General features: G+C 58.1%; 21 protein-coding genes and 4 pseudogenes. 19 read left to right on the top strand and 6 right to left on the bottom strand.

Annotated elements, in window-relative coordinates:
- Positions 1 to 15 precede the first annotated feature (15 nt).
- Positions 16 to 1,236, top strand: coding sequence for an amino acid deaminase (locus tag IB144_RS22665; protein WP_040215657.1), 1,221 nt, complete (start codon positions 16 to 18; stop codon positions 1,234 to 1,236).
- Between the two features lie 205 nt (positions 1,237 to 1,441).
- Here the strand turns inward: IB144_RS22665 and IB144_RS22670 are convergent, their stop codons facing one another.
- Entirely contained in the window at positions 1,442 to 2,458 is a 1,017-nt protein-coding gene (locus IB144_RS22670) for an Ldh family oxidoreductase (RefSeq protein ID WP_004214400.1), read from the bottom strand.
- Positions 2,459 to 2,548: 90 nt separating this feature from the next.
- On the opposite strand from IB144_RS22670, the pseudogene IB144_RS22675 reads away from it, so the two are divergent.
- Positions 2,549 to 3,021: pseudogene (locus IB144_RS22675) on the top strand (hypothetical protein); the annotation flags it as partial.
- 3 nt (positions 3,022 to 3,024) lie between these two features.
- Here IB144_RS22675 and hpaR read toward each other — a convergent pair.
- Entirely contained in the window at positions 3,025 to 3,465 is a 441-nt protein-coding gene (gene hpaR, locus IB144_RS22680; RefSeq protein ID WP_002887503.1) for a homoprotocatechuate degradation operon regulator HpaR, read from the bottom strand.
- 64 nt (positions 3,466 to 3,529) lie between these two features.
- Between hpaR and IB144_RS22685 the strand changes: the two are divergent.
- From IB144_RS22685 to IB144_RS22740, 12 genes and pseudogenes are all read left to right on the top strand, one after another.
- Positions 3,530 to 3,694, top strand: a pseudogene (locus tag IB144_RS22685) (hypothetical protein).
- Positions 3,695 to 3,751: 57 nt separating this feature from the next.
- Entirely contained in the window at positions 3,752 to 4,384 is a 633-nt protein-coding gene (locus IB144_RS22690; protein WP_004146085.1) for a fumarylacetoacetate hydrolase family protein, read from the top strand.
- Between the two features lie 2 nt (positions 4,385 to 4,386).
- Positions 4,387 to 5,145 (top strand): annotated as a pseudogene (locus tag IB144_RS22695) (fumarylacetoacetate hydrolase family protein); the annotation flags it as partial.
- Positions 5,142 to 6,608 carry a 5-carboxymethyl-2-hydroxymuconate semialdehyde dehydrogenase gene (gene hpaE / locus IB144_RS22700; protein ID WP_002887494.1) on the top strand — a complete coding sequence of 489 codons (1,467 nt, stop codon included), beginning with the start codon at positions 5,142 to 5,144 and terminating at the stop codon, positions 6,606 to 6,608. The pseudogene IB144_RS22695 and the gene hpaE, both read left to right, overlap by 4 nt.
- Position 6,609: 1 nt before the next feature.
- Positions 6,610 to 7,467, top strand: coding sequence for a 3,4-dihydroxyphenylacetate 2,3-dioxygenase (gene hpaD, locus IB144_RS22705; RefSeq protein ID WP_002887492.1), 858 nt, complete (start codon positions 6,610 to 6,612; stop codon positions 7,465 to 7,467).
- A gap of 9 nt (positions 7,468 to 7,476) precedes the next feature.
- Entirely contained in the window at positions 7,477 to 7,857 is a 381-nt protein-coding gene (locus tag IB144_RS22710) for a 5-carboxymethyl-2-hydroxymuconate Delta-isomerase (protein WP_004151392.1), read from the top strand.
- 108 nt (positions 7,858 to 7,965) lie between these two features.
- Positions 7,966 to 8,769, top strand: coding sequence for a 2-oxo-hept-4-ene-1,7-dioate hydratase (gene hpaH / locus IB144_RS22715; protein WP_002887487.1), 804 nt, complete (start codon positions 7,966 to 7,968; stop codon positions 8,767 to 8,769).
- A 10-nt stretch (positions 8,770 to 8,779) separates the two neighbouring features.
- Complete coding sequence (gene hpaI / locus IB144_RS22720) at positions 8,780 to 9,577, top strand: 4-hydroxy-2-oxoheptanedioate aldolase (protein ID WP_065888556.1); 798 nt, start codon at positions 8,780 to 8,782, stop codon at positions 9,575 to 9,577.
- A 21-nt stretch (positions 9,578 to 9,598) separates the two neighbouring features.
- Positions 9,599 to 10,957: a 4-hydroxyphenylacetate permease gene (gene hpaX, locus IB144_RS22725; protein ID WP_002887477.1), complete on the top strand. Its 1,359-nt coding sequence runs from the start codon at positions 9,599 to 9,601 to the stop codon at positions 10,955 to 10,957.
- A 9-nt stretch (positions 10,958 to 10,966) separates the two neighbouring features.
- On the top strand, positions 10,967 to 11,857 hold the full coding sequence (hpaA, locus tag IB144_RS22730; protein WP_004177537.1) for a 4-hydroxyphenylacetate catabolism regulatory protein HpaA: 891 nt from the start codon (positions 10,967 to 10,969) through the stop codon (positions 11,855 to 11,857).
- Positions 11,858 to 12,082: 225 nt separating this feature from the next.
- Positions 12,083 to 13,645 (top strand): 4-hydroxyphenylacetate 3-monooxygenase, oxygenase component, encoded by a 1,563-nt coding sequence (gene hpaB / locus IB144_RS22735; protein WP_002887473.1) that lies wholly within the window; start codon positions 12,083 to 12,085, stop codon positions 13,643 to 13,645.
- A gap of 19 nt (positions 13,646 to 13,664) precedes the next feature.
- Positions 13,665 to 14,177: a 4-hydroxyphenylacetate 3-monooxygenase reductase subunit gene (locus tag IB144_RS22740; RefSeq protein ID WP_002887467.1), complete on the top strand. Its 513-nt coding sequence runs from the start codon at positions 13,665 to 13,667 to the stop codon at positions 14,175 to 14,177.
- A gap of 74 nt (positions 14,178 to 14,251) precedes the next feature.
- On the opposite strand, the gene IB144_RS22745 is transcribed toward IB144_RS22740, so the two are convergent.
- Positions 14,252 to 14,962, bottom strand: a complete 711-nt coding sequence (locus IB144_RS22745; RefSeq protein WP_002887465.1) for an ascBF operon repressor — start codon at positions 14,960 to 14,962, stop codon at positions 14,252 to 14,254.
- Between the two features lie 127 nt (positions 14,963 to 15,089).
- Positions 15,090 to 15,713 (bottom strand): hypothetical protein, encoded by a 624-nt coding sequence (locus tag IB144_RS22750; protein WP_009485366.1) that lies wholly within the window; start codon positions 15,711 to 15,713, stop codon positions 15,090 to 15,092.
- 384 nt (positions 15,714 to 16,097) lie between these two features.
- Here IB144_RS22750 and IB144_RS22755 point away from each other — a divergent pair, with 384 nt between their 5' ends.
- The 4 genes from IB144_RS22755 to IB144_RS22770 all read left to right on the top strand — a co-directional run bounded on the left by IB144_RS22755 (position 16,098) and on the right by IB144_RS22770 (position 20,466).
- A complete protein-coding gene (locus tag IB144_RS22755; protein WP_065888555.1) occupies positions 16,098 to 18,248 on the top strand; it encodes a carbon starvation CstA family protein in 2,151 nt (716 codons plus the stop codon).
- A gap of 109 nt (positions 18,249 to 18,357) precedes the next feature.
- Positions 18,358 to 18,561 (top strand): YbdD/YjiX family protein, encoded by a 204-nt coding sequence (locus tag IB144_RS22760; RefSeq protein WP_002887451.1) that lies wholly within the window; start codon positions 18,358 to 18,360, stop codon positions 18,559 to 18,561.
- Between the two features lie 11 nt (positions 18,562 to 18,572).
- Positions 18,573 to 19,529, top strand: a complete 957-nt coding sequence (yjiA, locus tag IB144_RS22765) for a GTPase (protein WP_002887442.1) — start codon at positions 18,573 to 18,575, stop codon at positions 19,527 to 19,529.
- A gap of 391 nt (positions 19,530 to 19,920) precedes the next feature.
- The gene (locus IB144_RS22770; RefSeq protein WP_065888554.1) at positions 19,921 to 20,466 is read left to right on the top strand and encodes a YfaZ family outer membrane protein; all 546 of its coding nucleotides are present in this window, start codon (positions 19,921 to 19,923) and stop codon (positions 20,464 to 20,466) included.
- Between the two features lie 97 nt (positions 20,467 to 20,563).
- On the opposite strand, the pseudogene IB144_RS22775 reads toward IB144_RS22770, so the two are convergent.
- Positions 20,564 to 21,934, bottom strand: a pseudogene (locus IB144_RS22775) (NAD-dependent succinate-semialdehyde dehydrogenase).
- 158 nt (positions 21,935 to 22,092) lie between these two features.
- Positions 22,093 to 23,043 (bottom strand): Rpn family recombination-promoting nuclease/putative transposase, encoded by a 951-nt coding sequence (locus IB144_RS22780; RefSeq protein ID WP_065888553.1) that lies wholly within the window; start codon positions 23,041 to 23,043, stop codon positions 22,093 to 22,095.
- A gap of 215 nt (positions 23,044 to 23,258) precedes the next feature.
- Here IB144_RS22780 and IB144_RS22785 point away from each other — a divergent pair, with 215 nt between their 5' ends.
- Positions 23,259 to 24,074: an AraC family transcriptional regulator gene (locus IB144_RS22785; protein ID WP_065888552.1), complete on the top strand. Its 816-nt coding sequence runs from the start codon at positions 23,259 to 23,261 to the stop codon at positions 24,072 to 24,074.
- The last annotated feature ends 18 nt before the right edge of the window (positions 24,075 to 24,092 follow it).

Raw genomic sequence — 24,092 nt, forward strand, 5'->3', positions numbered from 1 at the left:
TGAAAGGATAGTGTTATGAAATACCATTCAGCACCGCTCATCCCGCACAAATCCGCCCTCATGTCCGCGCCGGCTAATCTGCTGGCGGAAGAGGTCTGTCTACCCGCCGCGCTGCTAAAAAAGTCGGCGCTGGAAAATAATATTTCATGGATGCAGCGTTACGCCGACGCCCGCGGCGTATCGCTGGCGCCGCATGGTAAAACGACAATGACGCCATGGATATTTCAGGCGCAGCAGCGAGCGGGGGCGTGGGGGATCGGCGTGGGCAGCGCCTGGCAGGCTAGCGCGGCAATGGCCAGCGGCATCCAACGCGTCCTGATGGTCAATCAGCTGGTCGGCAAAGCCAATATGCAGGTGGTCGCGCAGCTAAAAGCCCACTATCGGGCGGTGGATTTTATCTGCTGCGTCGATAGCGAGGTCAACGTGCGCAACCTCTCCGCATTCTTCGCAGACCAGGGACAAACGCTGGATGTGCTGATTGAACTTGGTGTGCCCGGCGGGCGCTGCGGCTGTCGTAGCGTTGATGACGCGCTGGCGCTGGCGCAGCGGGTAAGCGACCTGCCGGGGCTACGGCTACGCGGACTGGAATTGTATGAAGGGGTGCTGCACGGCGACGATCCGCAGCCGCAGGTGGAAGCGCTGTTACAGCAGGCCGCGGCGCTTGCCTGCCGCATGGAGCCGCTGGTTGACGGCGAATTTATTCTCACCGGCGCGGGCACCGTCTGGTATGACGTGGTGTGCAACATCTGGCTGGCGGCGGCAAAACCGCGCCGCTGCCGTATCGTCATCCGCCCTGGCTGTTATATCACCCACGATCGCGGGATCTACGATCTCGCCCAACAAGCGCTGATCGCCCGCGATCCGATTGCCTGCGATCTCGCCGGCGATCTCACTTCAGCGCTGGAGCTGATGGCGATGGTGCAATCGGTGCCGGAGGCGGATCGCGCGGTAGTGAATTTCGGCAAGCGCGACTGCGCTTTCGACGCCGGGCTGCCGCAACCGATCGCCCATTATCGTAATGGCCAGGAGTTAGCGCTGCGCGCGGAGTCGATCGTCAGCACCGGCATCATGGATCAGCACTGTATGCTGCGCCTGGCGCCGGGCAGCGATGTGCAGGTCGGCGATATTCTGCTGTTCGGCACCTCGCACCCGTGTCTGACCTTTGATAAGTGGAAGACGTTGCTGCTGGTCGATGACGACTACAACGTGCTGGACGAGCTCGACACGCTGTTTTGACAGGCATCCCGGGTGGCGGCGCTTCGCGCCTTACCCGGGCTACACAACCCGCGATGTTCGGTAGCCCGGCTAAGCGTAGCGCAAGCCGGGGTATGTCCCGGGGGCGGCGATTCGCGCCTTACCCGGGCTACACAACCCGCGACGTTCGGTAGCCCGGCTAAGCGTAGGAAAACCGGGGGATGTCCCGGCGGCGGCGCTTCGCGCCTTACCCGCCCTGGCGCAAGGCGCAAATCTCATCATGCAATGAACGACTGATAATGACCCCCTGCCGTTCACTCTGCTGGCGGCAGGCAAAACGCCGCTCGCCCGGCAGCCGCGCCCCTTGTTCCTGCATACCCATGAACAGCGTTTCGGCGCGCGCCAGCTGCTCTGGTGCCTGTGCGCCGAGAAAACGCTGCGGATCCAGCGCCAGAATCAGCTCACCGCCGTAGGGGAGACCGCCCGCGCCGTTATCCCACGCCAGCGATTCGGCGCTGGTCATATCGCCGATAAGCGGCCCGGCCAACAGCTCAACCATTGCCGCCAGCGCCGAGCCCTTATGGCCGCCGAAAGTCAACATCGCGCCGTTCAGCACCTCTGCGGCATCGGTCGTTGGCTGTCCCTGACTGTCGATTCCCCAGCCTTCCGGTAGCGCTTTGCCGCTGCGCTGATGCAGCTGGATCTCGCCGCGCGCCGCGGCGCTGGTCGCCATATCAACAATAAACGGCGGCTTATCCTGCCGCGGCCAGCCGAAGGCGATGGGGTTGGTGCCGAACAGCGGACGTGTGCCGCCCGCCGGGGCGACCCAGGCGTGGCTTGGCGTACAGGCCAGCCCTACCAGCCCTGCCTCGGTCAACGGCTCAATATCGGCAAACAGCGCGGAAAAATGAACGCAGCGATTGATTGCCAGCGCCGCAATGCCATTGTGGCGCGCCTTCTCCAGCAGCAGCGGCAGCGCGCGCTCGTAGGCCAGCAATGAAAAAGCGCCCCCGGCGTCCGCCCGCGCAATCGCCGGCGCCTGGTCATGGATCTGCGGCTCGGCATCGGGCGATACCTTACCTTTGCGCAGGGTATCGACAATGCCCAACAGCCGCCACAGGCCGTGGGAAGCGCAGCCGTCGCGCTCCCCGGCGGTCACATTGCGGGCAATCGCCGCCGCGTGGTCGGCGCTAAATCCATTGGCGCTGAGTACCTCCAGCGCCAGGTCATAAGCTTCAGGTAACGATAGAGTTACCGACTCCATACTGTTCTCCTTTACTCTTCTTCGTCTCCGCTAAAGTTAGCCTGCGGCAGGCAGCTGCGCGCGCCCCAGTAGTAAATCCCCAACGACATCGCCGCCATCCGGGAGGTGAACGGCGCGCGGCTGATTGCCCGCCCCTCCGCGCACAGCGTGCTGTTTGAAACCGCCGACGGCGGCGGCGTGGTTTACTGGCAGAAACTGATCCTCTGCTGCAGCGCGGGCGGCCTGCAGGCGGTGGCGGATACGATGAACCAGGCCGGAGGCGACGTGACGAATATCATTGAGCAAGCGCCGCTCCCGGCGCTGGCAGCACTTCGCCGACGCCATAAACCGCGCCTTCCGGCTGGCGGAATCTTTGAAAAACGCGGCGACGCCGGAGAGCCTGCTGTGCCGCTGCGAGGATGTGCGCTGCGGCGACGTGGCTGCCGCCGACGACTGGCTGCAGGCCAAACTGACCCAGCGCCCGCTGGCTGTATGGCTGGCCGCTGCCGCAGCCGAGAGAGCCGCTGTCCCCCGCCCGCGCGGAAACGCTTATTGCCCTCGCCAGGCTGAGCGCCGAGCCGTAACCGCTACTCTTCTTCATCACCGCGCCCGGCAGGGACGCCAAGCGCAATAAACTCCTCCAGCAGGGAGGTCAGTTGCTGCAGCTTTTCCGTGGTGAACTGGGCCTCCAGCAGGCGATAGGTTTCTTCCACCTCCGCCTGGGCGCTTTCGTACAGCGCAGTTCCGGCAGGCGTCAGCGAGACGTACAGCTTGCGCTGATCGTTAACTGGCTTTAAGCGCAGCACCAGCCCATCCCGCTCCATACGCGTCAAAATACCGGTCAGGCTGGGGCGCAGGATACAGGCGCGAAAGGCCAGATCGTGAAAGTCCATCGATGGACGTTCGGCGAGAATTCGCACGATCCGCCACTGCTGTTCGGTGAGATTGTGTCGTTTGACGATCGGTCGAAAGTAGGCCATCGCCGCTTCACGCGCCTGCAACAAGGCAATGGTTAATGAATCATGCATAGTATCCCCTCAACAGCCTCACCAAAAACTTATTAATAACTTAATAATTAGCGTTAATCCTGCCATGTACAACCGGTTTCTGCACCTGAAAAGTACCAGTCTTTTCCTGAAAAATATTCAATCTATTGATTTATAACAAATAAGTAATTGTTATGTAAATATTGTGTTAATCCGATCACAAAACATTCACTTCCAGTTGCTAAACCTCAGCGCAAAGCATAAAAGATGATCATTAATATATTAACGAAATCCCTTTGAACCGAAATCTGTCCCAGAGGAGTGGTGAATGAAAGGTACCATCTTCGCCGTTGCGCTCAATCATCGCAGCCAGCTCGACGCCTGGCGCGAGGCGTTTCAACAGGCCCCCTACAAGACGCCGCCGAAAACCGCGGTCTGGTTTATCAAGCCGCGCAATACCGTAATTGGCGATGGCGAAGCGATCCCGTATCCGCAGGGCGAGACCGTACAAAGCGGCGCAACGGTGGCGCTGATTGTCGGCAAAACCGCGCGTAAAGTGGCGGCGGAAGAGGCGGCGAACTATATCGCTGGCTACGCGCTGGCTAACGATGTGAGTCTGCCGGAAGAGAGTTTTTATCGCCCGGCGATCAAAGCCAAGTGCCGCGATGGCTTCTGCCCCATCGGCACGCTATCGGCGGTACGCAACGTCGACGATCTGACCATCATCACCGAAATTAACGGCCGCGAGGCTGATAGCTGGCATACCGGCGATCTGCAGCGTAATGCCGCGCAGCTGCTGAGCGCCTTGAGCGAGTTCGCCACCCTCAATCCCGGCGACGCGATCCTTATCGGCACGCCCCACTCCCGCGTCACGCTGCGCCCCGGCGACCGGGTACGTATTCTCGCCGACGGTTTCCCGGCGCTCGAAAACCCGGTTGTCGCAGAAGGAGAGCTGGCATGAAACAGGCACGCATTGAATGGCAAGGACAGGAACGCGACGTGCTGGTCAATGAACGCGACCAGGTGCGCCTGGACGATGGCACGGTATTAAAAGAAGGTGAATTCCGCTGGCTGCCGCCCGCCGACGGCACGCTGTTCGCGCTGGGGCTGAATTACGCCGATCACGCCAGCGAGCTGGAATTTAAACCGCCAACCGAGCCGTTGGTGTTTATCAAAGCGCCGAACACCTTTACTGGCCACCAGCAGCAGTCGGTACGCCCGGATAACGTCGAATACATGCACTACGAAGCCGAACTGGTGGTGGTGATTGGGAAAACCGCGCGCCGCGTCAGCGAAGCCGAGGCTATGGATTATGTCGCCGGCTATACCGTGTGCAATGACTACGCGATCCGCGACTATCTGGAAAACTACTACCGCCCGAACCTGCGGGTGAAAAGCCGCGACACCCTGACGCCGATCGGCCCGTGGATCGTCAGCAAAGAGGCGATCCCGGATCCGCATAACCTGGCCCTGCGCACCTGGGTCAACGGCGAGCTGCGCCAGCAGGGCACCACCGCCGATCTGATCTTCAGCATCCCGTTTCTCATCGCTTATTTAAGCGAATTTATGACCCTGCAACCGGGCGACATGATCGCCACCGGCACGCCGAAAGGGCTATCCGACGTGGTACCGGGCGACGAGGTGATCGTTGAAGTCGAGGGCGTGGGCCGCCTGGTCAACCATATCATCAGCCAGCAAGCGTATGAGGAGACACTGTCATGAAAAAGATTAACCATTGGATCAACGGTAAAAACGTTGCCGGCGCAGACTATTTTCATACCACCAACCCGGCCACCGGCGAGGTACTGGCGGAAGTCGCCTCCGGCGGCGAAGCCGAAATCAACCAGGCGGTAGCGGCGGCGAAAGAGGCCTTCCCGAAGTGGGCTAACCTGCCGATGAAAGAGCGCGCGCGCCTGATGCGCCGCCTGGGGGATCTTATCGATCAGAACGTCCCGGAGATCGCGGCGATGGAAACCGCCGATACCGGCCTGCCGATCCACCAGACCAAAAACGTGTTGATCCCGCGCGCCTCACACAATTTCGAATTTTTCGCCGAAGTATGCCAGCAGATGAACGGCAAGACCTATCCGGTCGACGACAAGATGCTGAACTACACCCTCGTGCAGCCGGTTGGCGTCTGCGCGCTGGTGTCGCCGTGGAACGTGCCGTTTATGACCGCCACCTGGAAGGTGGCGCCGTGCCTGGCGCTGGGGAATACCGCGGTGCTGAAAATGTCCGAGCTGTCGCCGCTGACCGCCGATCGTCTGGGCGAGCTGGCGCTGGAAGCCGGGATCCCGGCTGGCGTACTCAATGTGGTGCAGGGCTACGGCGCCACCGCCGGCGACGCGCTGGTGCGCCATCATGATGTGCGCGCCGTCTCCTTCACCGGCGGCACCGCCACCGGCCGCAACATCATGAAAAACGCCGGTCTGAAAAAGTACTCCATGGAGCTGGGCGGAAAATCGCCGGTGCTGATTTTTGAAGATGCCGATATCGAGCGCGCGCTTGACGCCGCGCTGTTCACCATCTTCTCGATCAACGGCGAACGCTGCACCGCCGGCTCGCGCATCTTTATTCAGCAGAGTATCTACCCCGAGTTCGTCAAGCGCTTCGCCGAGCGCGCCAATCGCCTGCGCGTAGGCGATCCGACCGATCCGAACACCCAGGTCGGCGCGCTGATTAGCCAGCAGCACTGGGAGAAAGTGTCCGGCTACATTCGCCTCGGCATCGAAGAGGGGGCCACCCTGCTGGCCGGCGGCGCGGATAAACCGTCCGACCTGCCGGCGCATCTGAAAGCCGGCAACTTCCTGCGCCCGACGGTGCTGGCGGATGTCGACAACCGTATGCGCGTCGCCCAGGAAGAGATTTTTGGCCCGGTCGCCTGCCTGCTGCCGTTCAAAGACGAAGCGGAAGGGCTGCGCCTGGCGAACGATGTGGAATACGGCCTGGCGTCGTATATCTGGACCCAGGACGTCAGCAAAGTGCTGCGTCTGGCGCGCGGTATTGAAGCCGGGATGGTGTTCGTCAACACCCAGAACGTGCGCGACCTGCGTCAGCCGTTCGGCGGCGTGAAGGCCTCCGGCACCGGCCGCGAAGGCGGCGAGTACAGCTTTGAAGTGTTCGCCGAAATGAAAAACGTCTGCATCTCGATGGGCGACCATCCGATCCCGAAATGGGGAGTCTGATATGGGTAAGTTAGCGTTAGCAGCAAAAATCACTCACGTGCCGTCGATGTATCTGTCTGAGCTGCCGGGGAAAAACCACGGCTGCCGTCAGGGCGCGATCGACGGGCATAAAGAAATTGGCAAGCGCTGCCGTGAAATGGGCGTCGATACCATTATCGTGTTTGATACCCACTGGCTGGTCAACAGCGCCTACCACATCAACTGCGCCGACCATTTTCAGGGCGTCTACACCAGTAACGAACTGCCGCATTTCATTCGCGACATGACCTACGACTACGACGGCAACCCGGAGCTGGGCCAGCTTATCGCCGACGAGGCGGTGAAGCTCGGGGTGCGTGCCAAAGCGCACAATATTCCCAGCCTGAAGCTGGAGTACGGCACCCTGGTGCCGATGCGCTACATGAACAGCGATAAGCACTTCAAGGTGGTATCTATCTCTGCTTTCTGTACCGTTCACGACTTTGCCGATAGCCGCAGGCTGGGCGAAGCGATCCTCAAAGCCATTGAGAAATACGACGGCACCGTGGCGGTGCTGGCCAGCGGTTCGCTGTCGCACCGCTTTATCGACGACCAGCGCGCCGAAGAGGGGATGAACAGCTACACGCGCGAATTTGACCATCAAATGGATGAGCGGGTGGTGAAGCTATGGCGCGAGGGCAAATTCAAAGAGTTCTGCACCATGCTGCCGGAGTATGCCGACTACTGCTACGGCGAAGGCAACATGCACGACACGGTGATGCTGCTCGGCCTGCTGGGTTGGGATAAATACGACGGCAAGGTGGAGTTTATCACCGAGCTATTCGCCAGCTCCGGTACCGGCCAGGTTAACGCCGTGTTCCCGTTGCCAGCGCAGGCGTAAGGGGGCCCCATGCCGCATTTTATCGCCGAATGTACCGACAACATCCGCGAGCAGGCCGATCTGCCTGGGCTGTTCGCCAAAGTCAACGAGGCGCTGGCCGCCACCGGCATCTTTCCCATCGGCGGGATCCGCAGCCGCGCCCACTGGCTGGATACCTGGCAGATGGCCGACGGCAGGCAGGATTACGCCTTCGTGCATATGACCCTGAAGATCGGCGCGGGGCGCAGCCTGGAGAGCCGTCAGGACGTGGGAGATATGCTGTTCGCGCTGATCAAATCCCACTTCGCGACGCTAATGGAGAGCCGCTATCTGGCGCTGTCGTTCGCCATGGAAGAGCTCGACCCGACGCTGAACTACAAACAAAACAACGTGCACGCGTTATTTAAATAATGTGCAAATTGCCCGGTGGCGCTGCGCTTACCGGGCCTACAACGGCCATGAATTTGTAGGCCGGATAAGCGAAGCGCCATCCGGCAATGCAATGCCACAGGAATCTCTATGCTCGATAAACAGACCCGTACCCTGATTGCCCAGCGGCTGAACCAGGCCGAAAAGCAGCGTGAACAGATCCGCGCGATCTCGCTGGATTATCCGTCGATCACCATTGAGGACGCCTACGCCGTCCAGCGCGAGTGGGTCGAGATGAAGATCGCCGAAGGCCGCGTGCTCAAAGGCCACAAGATCGGCCTGACCTCTAAAGCGATGCAGGCCAGCTCGCAGATTAGCGAGCCGGACTACGGCGCGCTGCTCGACGATATGTTCTTCCACGACGGCAGCGATATTCCCACCGACCGCTTTATCGTGCCGCGTATCGAAGTCGAGCTGGCCTTCGTGCTGGCTAAACCGCTGCGCGGCCCGAACTGTACGCTGTTTGATGTCTACAACGCCACCGACTACGTTATCCCGGCGCTGGAGCTTATCGACGCGCGCTGCCACAACATCGACCCGGAAACCCAGCGTCCGCGCAAAGTGTTCGACACCATCTCCGACAACGCCGCCAACGCCGGGGTGATCCTCGGCGGCCGGCCGATTAAACCGGACGAGCTCGACCTGCGCTGGATCTCCGCCCTGCTGTATCGCAACGGCGTAATTGAAGAGACCGGCGTCGCCGCGGGCGTACTCAATCATCCGGCCAACGGCGTGGCCTGGCTGGCCAACAAGCTGGCGCCGTACGATGTCCAGCTCGAAGCCGGGCAGATTATCCTCGGCGGCTCCTTCACCCGCCCGGTCCCGGCGCGCAAGGGCGATACCTTCCACGTCGACTACGGCAACATGGGCGCCATCAGCTGCCGGTTTGTCTAGGAGAAACACCATGAATAACGCCTTTAAAGACGCCTTAAAAGCGGGCCGTCCGCAAATCGGCCTGTGGCTTGGACTGTGCAGCAGCTACAGCGCCGAACTGCTGGCCGGCGCGGGCTTCGACTGGCTGCTGATCGACGGCGAACACGCGCCCAACAATGTACCAACGGTGCTGACCCAGCTGCAGGCCATTGCGCCCTACCCCAGCCAGCCGGTGGTGCGTCCGTCGTGGAACGATCCGGTGCAGATCAAACAGCTGCTGGATGTCGGCGCGCAAACCCTGCTGGTGCCGATGGTGCAGAATGCCGAAGAGGCGCGGCTGGCGGTCAGAGCCACCCGCTATCCGCCAGCCGGCATCCGCGGCGTCGGCAGCGCGCTGGCCCGCGCCTCACGCTGGAATCGCGTCCCGGATTATATCCACCAGGCCAATGACGCCATGTGCGTCCTGGTACAGATTGAGACTCGCGAAGCGCTGAAAAATCTGCCGCAGATCCTCGATATCGACGGGGTAGATGGTGTGTTTATCGGCCCGGCGGATCTCAGCGCTGATATGGGCCACGGCGGCAATCCGCAGCACCCGGAAGTGCAGGCCGCCATTGAAGATGCCATCCAGCAAATCCGTCAGGCCGGCAAGGCGCCGGGGATCCTGATGGCCAATGAACAGCTGGCGAAACGCTATCTCGAACTGGGCGCGCTGTTCGTCGCCGTCGGCGTCGATACCACCCTGCTGGCCCGCGGCGCAGAAGCGCTGGCGGCCCGGTTTACCCACACCGCAACCACCACAACCGATAACAATAAATCCGTCTATTGAACGGATAATGTGGAGCGCAACATGACTACCTCTACCCTGCAACACAATGATAATAAAGCCGTTGAAGTAGAAAACCGGGTGATCAAAAAGCTGTTCCGCCGCCTGATTACCTTCCTGTTTGTTCTCTTTGTTTTCTCATTTTTGGATCGAATTAATATCGGCTTCGCCGGTCTGACGATGGGTAAAGATCTCGGCCTGACCTCCACCATGTTCGGCCTGGCGGCGACGCTGTTCTACGTCACCTACGTGCTGTGCGGGATCCCCAGCAATATCATGCTGGCGAAAGTTGGCGCGCGCCGCTGGATCGCCGGGATCATGGTGGTCTGGGGGATCGCCTCGACCTGCACCATGTTCGCCACCAGCCCGCATACGCTGTACATCCTGCGCATGCTGGTCGGCATCGCCGAGGCTGGTTTTCTGCCGGGGATCCTCGTCTATCTGACCTGGTGGTTCCCGGCCTACCATCGCGCCCGCGCCAACGCCCTGTTTATGATCGCCATGCCGGTGACCATGATGCTCGGCTCGATACTTTCCGGCTATATCCTGGCGCTCGACGGCCTGTGGAACCTGAAAGGCTGGCAATGGCTATTTCTGCTGGAAGGCCTGCCGTCGGTGGTGCTCGGCGTCGTCACCTGGTTCTTCCTCAACGACACGCCGGATAAAGCCAACTGGCTGGATAACGAAGAGAAACAGGCGCTGAAGGCGATGATCGATCGCGAACGGGAACATGCGGCGATCGTCCCGGCTTCGCCGCGTTCCACGCTGCGCGAAGTACTGACGCCAGCGGTGCTGATGTATACCCTCGCCTACTTCTGCCTGACCAATACCCTCAGCGCCATTAATATCTGGACGCCGCAGATCCTGCAGAGCTTCAACACCGGCAGCAGCAACATCATGATTGGCCTGCTGGCGGCGATCCCGCAGTTCTGCACTATTTTCGGCATGATCTGGTGGAGCCGCCGATCCGATCGCCGCAAAGAGCGCAAGATGCATACCATCCTGCCCTACCTGTTCGCCGCGGCAGGTTGGCTGCTGGCTTCGGCAACGCACCACAGCCTGATCCAACTGATCGGCATTATTATGGCTTCGGTGGGATCCTTTACCGCGATGGCCATTTTCTGGACCACCCCGGATCGGGTGATCAGCCTGCAGTCGCGCGCGGTGGCGCTGGCGGTGATCAACGCTATCGGCAACGTCGGCTCTGCCGTCAGCCCGCTGTTGATCGGCATTTTGCGCGATACCACCGGCAGCTTTAGCTCCGGGCTGTGGTTTGTCGCCGGATTACTGATCGTCGGCGCGCTGGTGCTTACCCGCATTCCAATGAGCCAGCGTGAGGACGCCGCCGCCGCGCCGGGCTTAGCGGCGCAAAAAGGCCACTAAGGAGCGGGTATGTGCCAGCATTCCATCGCCAACATCGACATCAATAAAGATTACGACGAGAGTCTGGGTACCGAAGAGGTGCACTACCAGTCGTTCTCCCGCATGGCGGCCTTTTTTGGCCGCGACATGCAGGCGCATCGCCACGACCGCTATTTCCAGATGCACTACCTTGATACCGGACAGATTGAGCTGCAGCTTGATGACCATCGCTATTCGGTGCAGGCGCCGCTGTTTGTGATAACGCCGCCCTCGGTACCGCACGCTTTTATTACCGAGTCCGATAGCGATGGCCATGTGTTGACGGTCCATGAGGAGCTGATCTGGCCGCTGCTGGAGGTGCTTTATCCCGGCACGCGGGAGACCTTCGGCCTGCCGGGGATCTGCCTGTCGCTGGCGGATAAACCCGACGAGCTGGCGGCGCTGGCCCACTACTGGCAGCTGATTCGCCGGGAATCTACCGCCCAGTTGCCGGGGCGGGAGCATACCCTGGCGCTACTGGCGCAGGCGGTCTTTACCCTGCTATTGCGTAACGCAAAGCTCGACGATCACGCCGCCAGCGGGATGCGCGGCGAGCTGAAACTATTCCAGCGCTTTAACCAGATGATCGACAGCCACTACCATCAGCACTGGACGGTACCGGATTACGCCAGGGAGTTGCATCTGACCGAATCGCGGTTGACCGACATCTGTCGCCGCTTCGCCAACCGTTCGCCGAAGCGGCTGATATTCGACCGTCAGCTGCGCGAGGCGAAGCGCCTGCTGCTGTTCTCCGATAGCGCGGTCAATGAGATTGCCTGGCAGCTGGGGTTTAAAGACCCCGCCTATTTTGCGCGCTTTTTTAGCCGCCAGGTCGGCTGCTCGCCCAGCAGCTACCGGGCGCAAAAAGTACCTGTGTCGTAATACCCCGGCGGCGCTGCGCTTGCCTGGGCTATAGACCGTAGGGCGGGTCAGCGCCGCGCCAGCCGGTAAAAGTTGCAGAGATCACAAAATTCACTCCCGCCTGAAAAGTACCCGCCGTTGTCGCAAACGTCCCTTCACGACAAGCGCCATAACCGCTTCAATTAAACAACAAAAACAAAACATATATTTAACATCATTATTCCGATAAATACTGAAGAGGCCCCTATGAAACCTGAAGATTTCCGCGCCGACGCGAAACGCCCGTTAACTGGCGAAGAGTATTTAAAAAGCCTGCAGGATGGCCGCGAAATTTATATCTACGGCGAGCGCGTGAAAGACGTCACCACGCATCCGGCCTTCCGTAATGCCGCGGCCTCCGTCGCTCAGCTGTACGATGCGCTGCACAAACCGGAGATGCAGGATTCCCTGTGCTGGGGCACCGATACCGGCAGCGGCGGCTACACCCATAAATTCTTCCGCGTGGCGAAAAGCGCCGACGATCTGCGCCAGCAGCGCGACGCCATCGCCGAATGGTCGCGCTTAAGCTACGGCTGGATGGGCCGCACCCCAGACTACAAAGCCGCCTTCGGCTGCGCGCTGGGCGCCAACCCGGCGTTTTACGGCCAGTTCGAGCAGAACGCCCGCAACTGGTACACCCGCATTCAGGAAACCGGCCTGTACTTTAACCACGCGATCGTCAACCCGCCGATCGACCGCCACAAGCCGGCTGATGAAGTGAAGGATGTCTACATCAAGCTGGAAAAAGAGACCGATGCGGGGATCATCGTCAGCGGCGCGAAAGTGGTCGCCACCAACTCGGCGCTGACCCACTACAACATGATCGGCTTCGGCTCCGCACAGGTGATGGGCGAGAACCCGGACTTCGCGCTGATGTTCGTCGCGCCGATGGATGCCGAAGGCGTCAAGCTTATCTCCCGCGCCTCCTATGAGATGGTCGCCGGCGCGACCGGATCGCCGTACGACTATCCGCTTTCCAGCCGTTTCGACGAGAACGACGCGATTCTGGTAATGGATAAGGTGCTGATCCCATGGGAGAACGTACTAATTTATCGCGACTTTGACCGCTGCCGCCGCTGGACCATGGAAGGTGGTTTCGCCCGCATGTACCCGCTGCAGGCCTGCGTGCGCCTGGCGGTAAAACTGGACTTTATCACTGCCCTGCTGAAACGCTCTCTGGAATGTACCGGCACCCTCGAATTCCGCGGCGTGCAGGCCGACCTTGGCGAAGTGGTGGCGTGGCGCAACATGTTCTGGGCGCTGAGCGATTCCATGTGCTCGGAAGCGACGCCGTGGGTCAACGGCGCATGGCTGCCGGATCACGCCGCGCTGCAGACCTATCGCGTAATGGCGCCGATGGCCTACGCCAAGATCAAGAACATCATCGAGCGCAACGTCACCAGCGGCCTGATTTATCTGCCGTCCAGCGCTCGCGATCTGAACAACCCGCAGATCGACCAGTATCTGGCGAAGTACGTGCGCGGCTCCAACGGTATGGATCACGTTGAACGTATCAAGATCCTCAAACTGATGTGGGACGCGATCGGCAGCGAATTCGGCGGCCGTCATGAACTGTATGAAATCAACTACTCCGGTAGCCAGGATGAAATTCGCCTGCAGTGTCTGCGCCAGGCGCAGAGCTCCGGCAATATGGACAAAATGATGGCGATGGTTGACCGCTGCCTGTCCGAGTACGACCAGAACGGCTGGACGGTGCCGCATCTGCACAATAACGCTGATATCAACATGTTGGATAAGCTGCTGAAGTAATTCACAGCGGGAGGTCATAATGCAATTAGATGAACAGCGCCTGCGTTTTCGCGATGCCATGGCCAGCCTGTCGGCGGCGGTTAACGTTGTCACCACCGCAGGCGAAGCCGGCCGCTGCGGCATTACCGCCACGGCGGTATGCTCGGTGACGGATACGCCGCCATCGGTAATGGTTTGTATCAACGCCAACAGCGCGATGAACCCGGTGTTTCAGGGCAACGGCAAGTTGTGCATCAACGTGCTGAACCACGAGCAGGAAATCATGGCCCGTCATTTCGCCGGGATGACCGGGGTGACGATGGAAGAGCGGTTTGCCCTCAGCGGCTGGCAGCAGGGCGCGCTCGGGCAGCCGGTGCTGAAGGGTTCGCTGGCCAGCCTCGAAGGCGAGATTAGCCAGGTGCAAACCATTGGTACCCACCTGGTGTATCTGGTGGAGATCAGGAATATTACCCTGAGCCCGCAAGGGCACGGCCTGATTTACTTTAAACGCCGTTTCCACCCGGTGATGATGGAAATGGAAGTGGCAGTCTAAAATCCGCGCCCAGGTTTACTTATCGCCCGATACGTAAACCTGGCGCTTAATATGCGTCATCTCACCCGCCAACCTTATTCAACAGCGCGACATGAAGCCCAATCAAAACGTCCACCGCCGCGGAAATTTTGTTCCCGGTAGTCAGCAGGTAATGTTAAGTGCCAGCCTTTTCGCCTGGCGGTACAGGCAATAACCGGGAATTGCGAATAATCTATAGCGTCATGAATAAATTGTTGTTTACCTATATTTGTTAAAAAAGCGTCTCCCCGATTCCAGATAGCTTTTTTTAACTTGATATTCCAGGTCTGATAGCTTTCACCAGCAATTGTATAACCTTCACCTTCAGGCGCTTTTTTGGTCCAGTCAATCTCGCCGCCATCGTATAAATATTGCCATACAGCATAGCGTTCAAGGGTAAACTGGCTGGGTAAAGTACTGACATTTTTAGAATCGATTTTATCGAGTAATTGCGGATTCGCTAACAGTAGCGCCATGGCTTTATGCATGTAACCCAACATAATATCGGGATGTTCGGGCACTCCCTCTTCTGCTTCAAACAAAGAGATATAAGCGAGATAGAGCGCATCATCACGCACTTTTTGACCGTTCGCCGCGGCGTTGGCGACGATTTTCGCCGCCCGATATTGTAAACTTCCCCAGGATTCCTCACCGCTAACAGGCCTGTAGCGATTATTGTATTTTTCTCCCGTCAGGTAGCCCTGAGCTGCATTTAAATCGTTAGCGTTTAACGCCGATTTAGCGCGCTGATGGTCGGATAAGGTCATTATATTGCGCCCCGTATTTCTGGCAATATAATACGACTGACGACAATCAGAAAGGATCATAACCATAATGACCATGGCAATAATTCTAAAAAAAATCTTATACATTCTCACCGTTAAGTCCTTTAATTTATTTATAAATATAATGTTTGGAAACTTGTCTCGGTTCGATGTATAGCAAAACGGTTACCCGACCTTTTTTATAAGTACGTTGCCAGGTTGAACAATTTGTTATTTTATTCAGATCTAATCTTTTATTATACCACTCCTGCTGTTTTGCAATGCAGGCGGAAAGACTTTGATAGAATTTCCCTTTTTCTGCAATGAACTCTTCTTTGATTGTCGCTGGCCCATATTCTCGATCAAGAACCTTAACTTCCTCATTATATAAGGCGAGTGCTTCCCGGCCATCATCAACTTTATAGGCCTGCTGACTGGAATCAACATCAGCGCTAACAAAAACACTTTTCAGCCCTTTATTCTTATCGAAATAAAGCTTCATCTCCTGATATTTCAACGCCCCCACTTCCTGGGGAGTCAGCGTTGAGATAATCAGATCCGGGTCTTTTCCGGCATAATTGATATCTGATACCTCCAGAGAATATAAAGGCGTGTTTCTGGCCTCATCGTAACTCATCCCCCAGCGCAAATTATAAGGGGCTGCCGGCTCATCAACAGCCTGATGTATCTCTCTTGCATGAGCATATGTTAAGTAAAAAGCACTGGCGATGATCATTATCTTTACAAATTTCATAACTCGAATTCCCTTTGTTAAACGCTATCCATACGACATGGCAAAGTCAGCATAATATCAAAATACCTCTACTTGAAATAAAGATAGTGATCTGCGGGTGATAAAAACCGTTATCCTCAGTTTGAAAGCATATCTTTGAGATGCGCAGAATAATATTGTGATCTTAATCACACATTTACGCGCTCTCGTACTCATATCTAACCGCTTACCCCCGCAAGTAACCGCTTAACCCCCTATACAACCACTCACCCATTTACCCAACTTTACGCGCGCGCTGTTCTGGCAAGATCGGAGGCAGCCTAGCTAATCAATACCTCCATCAACCCTTACTTAAAACCAGACGGCTTCGGCCAATTATTCATCTAATTAACGCCAGGTTTTACTATGGATACCAAAAAACTATTCAAGCACATACCCTGGGTGATTCTCGGAATCATCGGGGCATTTTGCCTCTCAGTCGTCGCCCTGCGCCGCGGTGAGCACGTCAGTGCCCTGTGGATCGTCGTCGCATCGGTTTCTGTGTACCTCGTCGCCTACCGTTATTACAGCCTGTATATCGCGCAGAAGGTGATGAAGCTTGACCCGACGCGCTCCACGCCGGCGGTCATTAATAACGATGGCCTGAACTATGTGCCAACCAACCGCTACGTGCTGTTTGGCCACCACTTTGCCGCGATCGCCGGCGCCGGCCCGCTGGTTGGCCCGGTACTGGCCGCGCAAATGGGTTATCTGCCGGGTACCCTGTGGCTGCTGGCCGGCGTGGTGCTGGCGGGCGCGGTACAGGACTTCATGGTGCTGTTTATCTCCTCGCGGCGTAACGGCGCCTCGCTGGGTGAGATGATTAAACAGGAGATGGGGCCGGTTCCGGGCTCTATCGCCCTGTTCGGCTGCTTCCTGATTATGATCATCATCCTCGCGGTGCTGGCGCTCATCGTGGTGAAAGCGCTGGCGGAAAGTCCGTGGGGCGTGTTTACCGTCTGCTCGACGGTGCCTATCGCCCTGTTTATGGGGATCTACATGCGCTTCCTGCGCCCAGGCCGCGTCGGTGAAGTGTCGGTTATCGGTATCGTGCTGCTGGTGGCCTCTATCTGGTTCGGCGGCGTGATTGCCCACGACCCGTACTGGGGCCCGGCGTTGACCTTTAAAGATACCACTATCACCTTTACCCTGATTGGCTACGCGTTTATTTCCGCCCTGCTGCCGGTATGGCTGATTCTGGCACCGCGCGATTATCTGGCCACCTTCCTGAAAATCGGCGTGATCGTCGGCCTGGCGCTGGGGATTGTTATCCTCAACCCGGACCTGAAAATGCCGGCAGTGACCCAGTACATTGATGGTACCGGTCCGCTGTGGAAAGGCGCCCTGTTCCCGTTCCTGTTTATCACCATCGCCTGCGGCGCGGTCTCCGGCTTCCACGCGCTGATCGCCTCCGGTACTACGCCGAAGCTGCTGGCCAACGAAACCGATGCCCGCTTTATCGGCTACGGCGCGATGCTGATGGAATCCTTTGTTGCAGTCATGGCGCTGGTTGCGGCCTCGATTATCGAACCGGGTCTCTACTTCGCGATGAACACCCCGCCGGCGGGCATGGGCATCGTCATGCCGAACCTGCATGAAATGGGCGGTGAAAACGCGGCGATGATCGCAGCGCAGTTGAAAGAAGTGACCGTCCACGCGGCGGCGACCGTCAGCTCCTGGGGCTTTGTGATTTCACCTGAGCAGATCCTGCAGACGGCGAAAGATATCGGCGAACCTTCGGTACTGAACCGCGCTGGCGGCGCGCCGACGCTGGCCGTCGGTATCGCCCACGTATTCCATAAAATCATCCCGATGGCGGATATGGGCTTCTGGTACCACTTCGGTATCCTGTTTGAAGCGCTGTTTATCCTCACCGCGCTGGATGCGGGTACCCGCGCAGGCCGCTTTATGCTGCAGGATCTGTTGGGTAACTTCGTGCCGTTCCTGAAAAAAACCGACTCGCTGGTCGCCGGGATTATCGGTACCGCCGGCTGCGTCGGGCTGTGGGGCTACCTGCTGTATCAGGGCGTGGTCGACCCGCTGGGCGGCGTGAAGAGCCTGTGGCCGCTGTTCGGGATCTCTAACCAGATGCTGGCCGCCGTGGCGCTGGTGCTTGGCACCGTGGTGCTGGTCAAGATGCAGCGCACCAAATATATCTGGGTCACCGTTATCCCGGCGGCATGGCTGCTGCTGTGCACCACCTGGGCGCTGGGCCTGAAGCTGTTCAGCAGCAACCCGCAGATGGAAGGCTTCTTCTTTATGGCTCAGCAGTATAAAGAGAAGATTGCCGCCGGCGGCGAGCTGACCGCGCAGCAGATCGCCAACATGAACCATATCGTGGTCAACAACTACACCAACGCCGGCCTGAGTATTCTGTTCCTGGTGGTGGTGTATAGCATCATCTTCTACGGCATCAAAACCTGGCTCAATGTCCGCAACAATAAGGTGCGTACCGACAAAGAGACTCCGTATGTGCCGGTACCGGAAGGCGGCGTGAAGACCTCGTCACATCATTAACCCTGATGCCGGATAGCGCTACGCGTATCCGGCCTACCAAAAGCGCATTAACGTAGGCCGGATATGGCGCTAGCCGCCATCCGGCTTTATTCGTTATCTGGAACTTATAATGTTTGGTAACTTAGGTCAGGCAAAAAAATATCTCGGTCAGGCGGCAAAAATGCTGATTGGCATTCCGGATTACGACAACTACGTCACGCATATGCAAACCAACCATCCGGATCAGCCGTACATGACTTATGAAGAATTTTTCCGCGAACGCCAGCAGGCCCGCTACGGCGGCGACGGCAAAGGCGGCGTACGCTGCTGTTAATGGAGGCAATAATGGCACCGATTGCAGTCACCCTACTCACCGGTTTTCTCGGCGCAGGAAAAACCACCCTCCTGCGCCATATCCTCAATGAGCAGCACGGTTTCAAAATCGCCGTGATTGAAAACGAATTCGGCGAAGTCTCCGTCGACGATCAGCTCATCGGCGACCGCGCCACGCAGATTAAAACCCTGACCAACGGCTGTATCTGCTGTACACGCTCCAACGAACTGGAAGACGCCCTGCTCGATCTCCTCGACAGTCGCGATCGCGGCGAAATCGAGTTTGACCGGCTGGTGATTGAATGCACCGGCATGGCCGACCCGGGGCCGATTATCCAGACCTTTTTCTCCCATCAGGTGCTCTGCGAGCGCTATCTGCTGGACGGCGTGATCGCCCTGGTTGACGCCGTCCATGCCGACCAGCAGATGGATCAGTTCACCATCGCCCAGTCGCAGGTCGGCTACGCGGACCGGATCCTGTTAACCAAAACCGACGTCGCCGGCGACACCGAAAAGCTGCGTGAACGGCTGGCGCGCATTAACGCGCGGGCGCCGATTTATACCGTCATTCACGGCGATATCGATTTAAGCCAGTTGTTTAACACCAGCGGTTTTATGCTGGAAGAGAAGGTTGTCAGCGCCACACCGCGCTTTCATTTTGTGGCAGAAAAACAGAATGACGTCTCGTCGATTGTGGTCGAGCTCGACTATCCGGTGGATATCAGTGAAGTTTCACGGGTAATGGAAAATCTGCTGCTCTCCTTCGCCGAGCAATTGATGCGTTATAAAGGCATGCTGTGGATCGACGGCGAGCCAAATCGCCTGCTGTTCCAGGGCGTGCAGCGCCTCTACAGCGCCGACTGGGATCGCCCGTGGGGCGATGAAACGCCGCACAGCACGCTGGTGTTTATCGGCATTCAGTTGCCGGAAGAGGAAATTCGCGCGGCGTTTGCCGGGTTACGACGCTAACCTGCCCGCCTGCGCCCTAAGGCGCAGGCCCCCTTCCCTCTGAGACCTCGTCAAAAACAGGGACCAAACGTCGGCAGCGCGTCGAAAAATGTAAAGCAACGTTTTAATAAGTAACAGTAGAAACATTTTTGGAAATTATAAGAAACTGAATGAATAGGCCCCTTAATAATTAATGACTGCTCTGTTCAGTTTCTGTTTAGCCCACCAATTAAACCACGGCTAAACAGGCTAAATTTGATGATTGACCTCGCCGTAACCCAACGTCATTACAACATTTTCAAAACACCTTCCTGACAAAACCAGCATAAAAAATCGACGCAAGTCACATTTGCAGAGGTAAACATCGCTTGTTAAGGTGCCCTCAGACAACTTTATTGACGAGGAGTAAACCATGAGAAAGCTTAACATCCTTATTCTTGCAGGCCTGACCGCTGTCTCTGGTTCCGCCATGGCGGTGGGGTTTACCGTTGAACAGGGTAAAAACTTCACTAATCTGAATATGGAAATGGGTAAATCCTCTTCTGGCCTGTACGCCGAAAGCCACTGGCTGAAGAATACCGATGATGGTAGCCAGACCGGCGGCGTGGGCGCGGGTTACAACCTGGAAGTGGGCCCGGTGATGCTCAACGCCGGCGCGAAAGCCATCTACCTCGGGCCGAAAAAAGGCGATAACGGCGTCGCGTTTCCGGTCGGCGGCGGAGTGAACGTGGCCCTGACCGACAGCATCCATGTGTTTGGCGAAGGGTATGTCGCGCCGGATGGTCTGAACAACAGCGTGAAAAACTATGTTGAAGCGAACGGCGGCGTGAGCTGGTCTCCGATTGGTCCAGTGACGTTGAAAGTGGGTTACCGCCATGTGAGCGTTGACGGTAAAGAGGGTCGCCCGAACCACACCCTGATTGATGGCGCCTATGTGGGCGGCGGGGTCACCTTCTGATTATGGTCAACGCCCCGCGATAAAGTTAAGGTGCGCTGAGCATTAGCCATAAAAAAACCTGCCGAATGGCAGGTTTTTTTATGGCCGGGTCATAGGCTTAGCGGCGCACCACCACCAGCTTCTGGTTCACAAACTCTTTGATGCCGAGATCGGAGAGCTCCCGTCCGTAACCGGAACGCTTCACGCCGCCAAACGGCAGCTCCGGCGCGGTATCGGTGAGCCAGTTGATATAAACCATTCCGGTTTCAATGGCGGAGGCCATCCGTTTGGCGCGTTCGATATCCTGACTGAACACCGCGCCGCCCAGACCATAGTGGGAATCATTGGCCAGCTGGATTGCCTCCTCATCGTTTTTCACCACGTAGATCTGCGCCACCGGGCCAAAGAACTCTTCGAAGTACGCCGGATTATCACGGGTGATACCGGTCAAAATGGTGGGTTCAAAGAAATTGCCTTCTCGAGCCACCGCTTTGCCGCCCAGATGCAGCTTAGCGCCATTTTTCACCGCCTCGTCCACCTGTTTGCTTAGGGTATCCAGCGCATCTTTGGAAGAGAGCGGCCCCAGCGTGGTGCTTTCATCCAGCGGATCGCCGATTTTCACCTGGCGAAACGCCTCGCTAAATTTTGTCAGGAACGCATCCGCGATATTTTCGTGCAGGATAAAGCGCTTGGCAGCGGTACACACCTGGCCGGCGTTGTTCAGCCGCGCCTGGACGCCGATTTTCACCGCGCGCTCCAGGTCGGCATCGTCCAGCACGACAAACACATCATTGCCGCCCAGTTCCAGCGTTGATTTCTTAATATGCTTCGCCGCCTACGCCGCCACCACGCTGCCGGCTTTCTCCGACCCCGTTAGCGCCGCGCCCTGCACGCGATCGTCGGCGATAATCTTCGCCACCTGATCCTGGGAGATAAACAGGTTGGTCCACGCCCCCTCCGGAGCGCCGGCCTCACGCACCAGATGGGCAAAGGTCTCCGCGCAGTGCGGCACAATGCTGGCGTGTTTGGCGATAACCGGGTTACCGGCCGCCAGGTTTGGCGCAAGGACGCGCATCAGCTGGTAATAGGGGAAGTTCCACGGCTCCACCGCCAGTAAGACGCCAATGGGATGGTGCTCAACCCAGGCTTCACCCAGTTCGGAGGGATACTTCACCGGCGCCAGGAACGATTTGGCGTTATCGGCGTAATAGCGGGCGATCTGCGCGCAAAGTTTCACTTCGCCGCGGCTCTGCTTAATGAGTTTCCCCATCTCCTGGCTAGCGATTTTTGCCAGCTCCTCCGCCCGGCTATCGATCAGATCCGCCAGCTTATGCAGTACCGCCAGCCGCGGTTCAATATCGCCTTTTGCCCAGGCAGAATGGTAGAGCGCATCCGCCTGCTGCAGCGCCGCCTCCACGTCCGCATCGCTGTGCGCCGGGTACGTTTTAATAAGCTGATTGTTCGCAGGATTCACCGTCTGATAGGCCATATCGCATGTCTCCTTGTTATCGCTACTAAGGCAGTCAAAAATGCCGTTAAGGATATTAAGGGTAGTCGAGATGGCTGGCGATGCGGGTAAAGTTAGGTATATCCGGAATATTCCATAACGAGGCTAACCGGGGCGACCGTCAGGCCGCCCCGGCGTTATTAATGCGCCAGCGCGGCGATCTCGTCGGCGGCCAGGCCAGTGATTTTCACCACCGTCTCGCGGGCAATACCGTCGGCCAGCATCCTCTGGGCAATGCGCAGCGCCTCGGCATGCTGTCCTTCCTGCCGGCCTTCTTTTCTGCCTTCTTGCCATCCTTCAAGCCGCCCTTCCCGTTTGCCTTTTCTACGGCCTACTTCCTGTAATCTTTCGGCGATGGTCATCAATCTCTCCCTGTGCTGAGGAACCCGTTGCGCCACTTCGTGGATAAACCGGCCAAAGCGGCGCGCGTTACCAGTCTGCAGCAGATAATTAAACAGCGTTTTTAGCTGTCTGTCATTAGCGTCCCCGCTAAGTAAAATCGTCGTCAGTTGCTCAACAATGCCCATTAAATCGCGCTGGCGAATATGCTTCTGTATCAGCTCGAGTAATGCCACGCGCCGGTGGCGAACGATCTCATCGTCGGGGATCACCGTGACATCCACCAGCGGAAAGGGCGAGATATAAAGCTCACTCGCCAGCTGTGGATCGGCAAAACAGTCCAGCCAGTTGAGTGACCACGGGTATGGCGTGGTCGCTCCGTGATAGAACAGCATCGGCACCACCAGCGGCAGTTTTGTATGACCGCCATCAAGATGGCGCTGCATCGCGGCGATGGCGTAGCGCATCAGGCGAAAGGCCATCTGCGCATCCGGCGAGCTCTGATGTTCGATAACCACATAAATGTAGCCGTCGCCAGACGCGGTTTTGAGTGACCACAGCACATCGGAGTACCAGGCCCGCAGGCTCTCCTCGATAAAGCTTGCCGACTCCAGCTGTAAGGTATCGAGGTCGCAGCGCTGACGCAGCGCAGGCGGTAGATGGATCGCCAGAAAATCGCGCGCGGTGTCGGCCTGAGTGAGGAACTGTTTAAACACCGCATCATGCGGCGTCGAGGTGGTGCCCTTTGCCATCGGCTCATCCCTGCCTGCTTATCCTGCAGGGACTCTACCTTCCAAGAATGTCTCTGGCACCCCGGAAACCGGGATTTTACATTCCGCTACGAAAACATATTTCCCCGGACTGCAAGCGTGACATCCTTTTTCGACGCGGTACGCAAATCCAGGCGGGCGACAGCCTCGGCGCAGCATGCTATAAACGGCTTATCCCCGCAGCAAAGGCCAAAGCAGTGAACCATACCCGAGATATTCCCCAAACCTTCTGGCGAGACGATCGTCTGCCGTGGCTGGAGCTGCGCAGCACCTGGCGCAGCCGCCAGGCCTATAAGCGCCACAGCCACCCCCAGCTTTCCGTAGGGGCGATTATCGAGGGGGAAACGCGCTGCCTGTGCGCTGGCCAGGAGTACCTGCTGCAACCCGGGGATCTGATCGTGATCCCGCCGCACGCGCCGCATAGCTGTAATCCGCTGCATGGCAGGCCGCGCAGCTATCACATGCTTTACCTGGACGCGACATGGTGCCACGCGCAGCGCCCGGATATTCCCCCTGGCGCCAGTATCACCTCGCCGCAGCTGCTGCTGCGCGACAGCCCTCTCTTTGCCAGTTTCCAGCAGGTTGTCGCCCTGATGAGCCGCGGGAGCCTTGAACAACTGCCCGCCCGGCTGGCGCAACTCCTGCACGCGCTGCCGCTGTGCGCCGCCGCGCCGCAGGCGCCACATCACGCCAGCGCCCTGCTGTTTCAGTGCCTGGCGATGGATCTGCCGGCGTCGCCGTCGCTGGATAAGCTGGCCCACGACAGCGCGCTTCGTAAAGAGACCGTTATCCGCGCCGTGAAACAAGATACCGGCCTGACGCCTGCCAGTTTGATCAACATGGCGCGCATCGAATATGCGAAAACGCGCTTACGCGCCGGGGATCCTATCGCCGACGTCGGCTATCAGGCCGGCTTTGCCGATCAGAGCCATTTCCATAAAACCTTTGTCAGCTATACCGCCGCCACGCCGCGGCAGTATGCGCAAAGCAGATCAATATCTGACAATAAGTAATACGCCACCTGGCGTAGG

The sequence above is a fragment of the Klebsiella sp. K4 genome (assembly GCF_014596785.2).
GTDB lineage: Bacteria > Pseudomonadota > Gammaproteobacteria > Enterobacterales > Enterobacteriaceae > Klebsiella > Klebsiella pneumoniae.

Coding starts and splice junctions, on each gene's coding strand:
- IB144_RS22750 (WP_009485366.1), bottom strand. CDS start 15,713: ATGAAATTTGTAAAGATAATGATCATCGCCAGTGCTTTTTACTTAACA.
- IB144_RS22755 (WP_065888555.1), top strand. CDS start 16,098: ATGGATACCAAAAAACTATTCAAGCACATACCCTGGGTGATTCTCGGA.
- IB144_RS22740 (WP_002887467.1), top strand. CDS start 13,665: ATGCAATTAGATGAACAGCGCCTGCGTTTTCGCGATGCCATGGCCAGC.
- IB144_RS22745 (WP_002887465.1), bottom strand. CDS start 14,962: ATGACCTTATCCGACCATCAGCGCGCTAAATCGGCGTTAAACGCTAAC.
- yjiA (WP_002887442.1), top strand. CDS start 18,573: ATGGCACCGATTGCAGTCACCCTACTCACCGGTTTTCTCGGCGCAGGA.
- hpaD (WP_002887492.1), top strand. CDS start 6,610: ATGGGTAAGTTAGCGTTAGCAGCAAAAATCACTCACGTGCCGTCGATG.
- IB144_RS22770 (WP_065888554.1), top strand. CDS start 19,921: ATGAGAAAGCTTAACATCCTTATTCTTGCAGGCCTGACCGCTGTCTCT.
- hpaB (WP_002887473.1), top strand. CDS start 12,083: ATGAAACCTGAAGATTTCCGCGCCGACGCGAAACGCCCGTTAACTGGC.
- hpaH (WP_002887487.1), top strand. CDS start 7,966: ATGCTCGATAAACAGACCCGTACCCTGATTGCCCAGCGGCTGAACCAG.
- hpaX (WP_002887477.1), top strand. CDS start 9,599: ATGACTACCTCTACCCTGCAACACAATGATAATAAAGCCGTTGAAGTA.
- IB144_RS22780 (WP_065888553.1), bottom strand. CDS start 23,043: ATGGCAAAGGGCACCACCTCGACGCCGCATGATGCGGTGTTTAAACAG.
- IB144_RS22690 (WP_004146085.1), top strand. CDS start 3,752: ATGAAAGGTACCATCTTCGCCGTTGCGCTCAATCATCGCAGCCAGCTC.
- hpaI (WP_065888556.1), top strand. CDS start 8,780: ATGAATAACGCCTTTAAAGACGCCTTAAAAGCGGGCCGTCCGCAAATC.
- IB144_RS22670 (WP_004214400.1), bottom strand. CDS start 2,458: ATGGAGTCGGTAACTCTATCGTTACCTGAAGCTTATGACCTGGCGCTG.
- hpaE (WP_002887494.1), top strand. CDS start 5,142: ATGAAAAAGATTAACCATTGGATCAACGGTAAAAACGTTGCCGGCGCA.
- IB144_RS22710 (WP_004151392.1), top strand. CDS start 7,477: ATGCCGCATTTTATCGCCGAATGTACCGACAACATCCGCGAGCAGGCC.
- IB144_RS22760 (WP_002887451.1), top strand. CDS start 18,358: ATGTTTGGTAACTTAGGTCAGGCAAAAAAATATCTCGGTCAGGCGGCA.
- IB144_RS22665 (WP_040215657.1), top strand. CDS start 16: ATGAAATACCATTCAGCACCGCTCATCCCGCACAAATCCGCCCTCATG.
- hpaR (WP_002887503.1), bottom strand. CDS start 3,465: ATGCATGATTCATTAACCATTGCCTTGTTGCAGGCGCGTGAAGCGGCG.
- hpaA (WP_004177537.1), top strand. CDS start 10,967: ATGTGCCAGCATTCCATCGCCAACATCGACATCAATAAAGATTACGAC.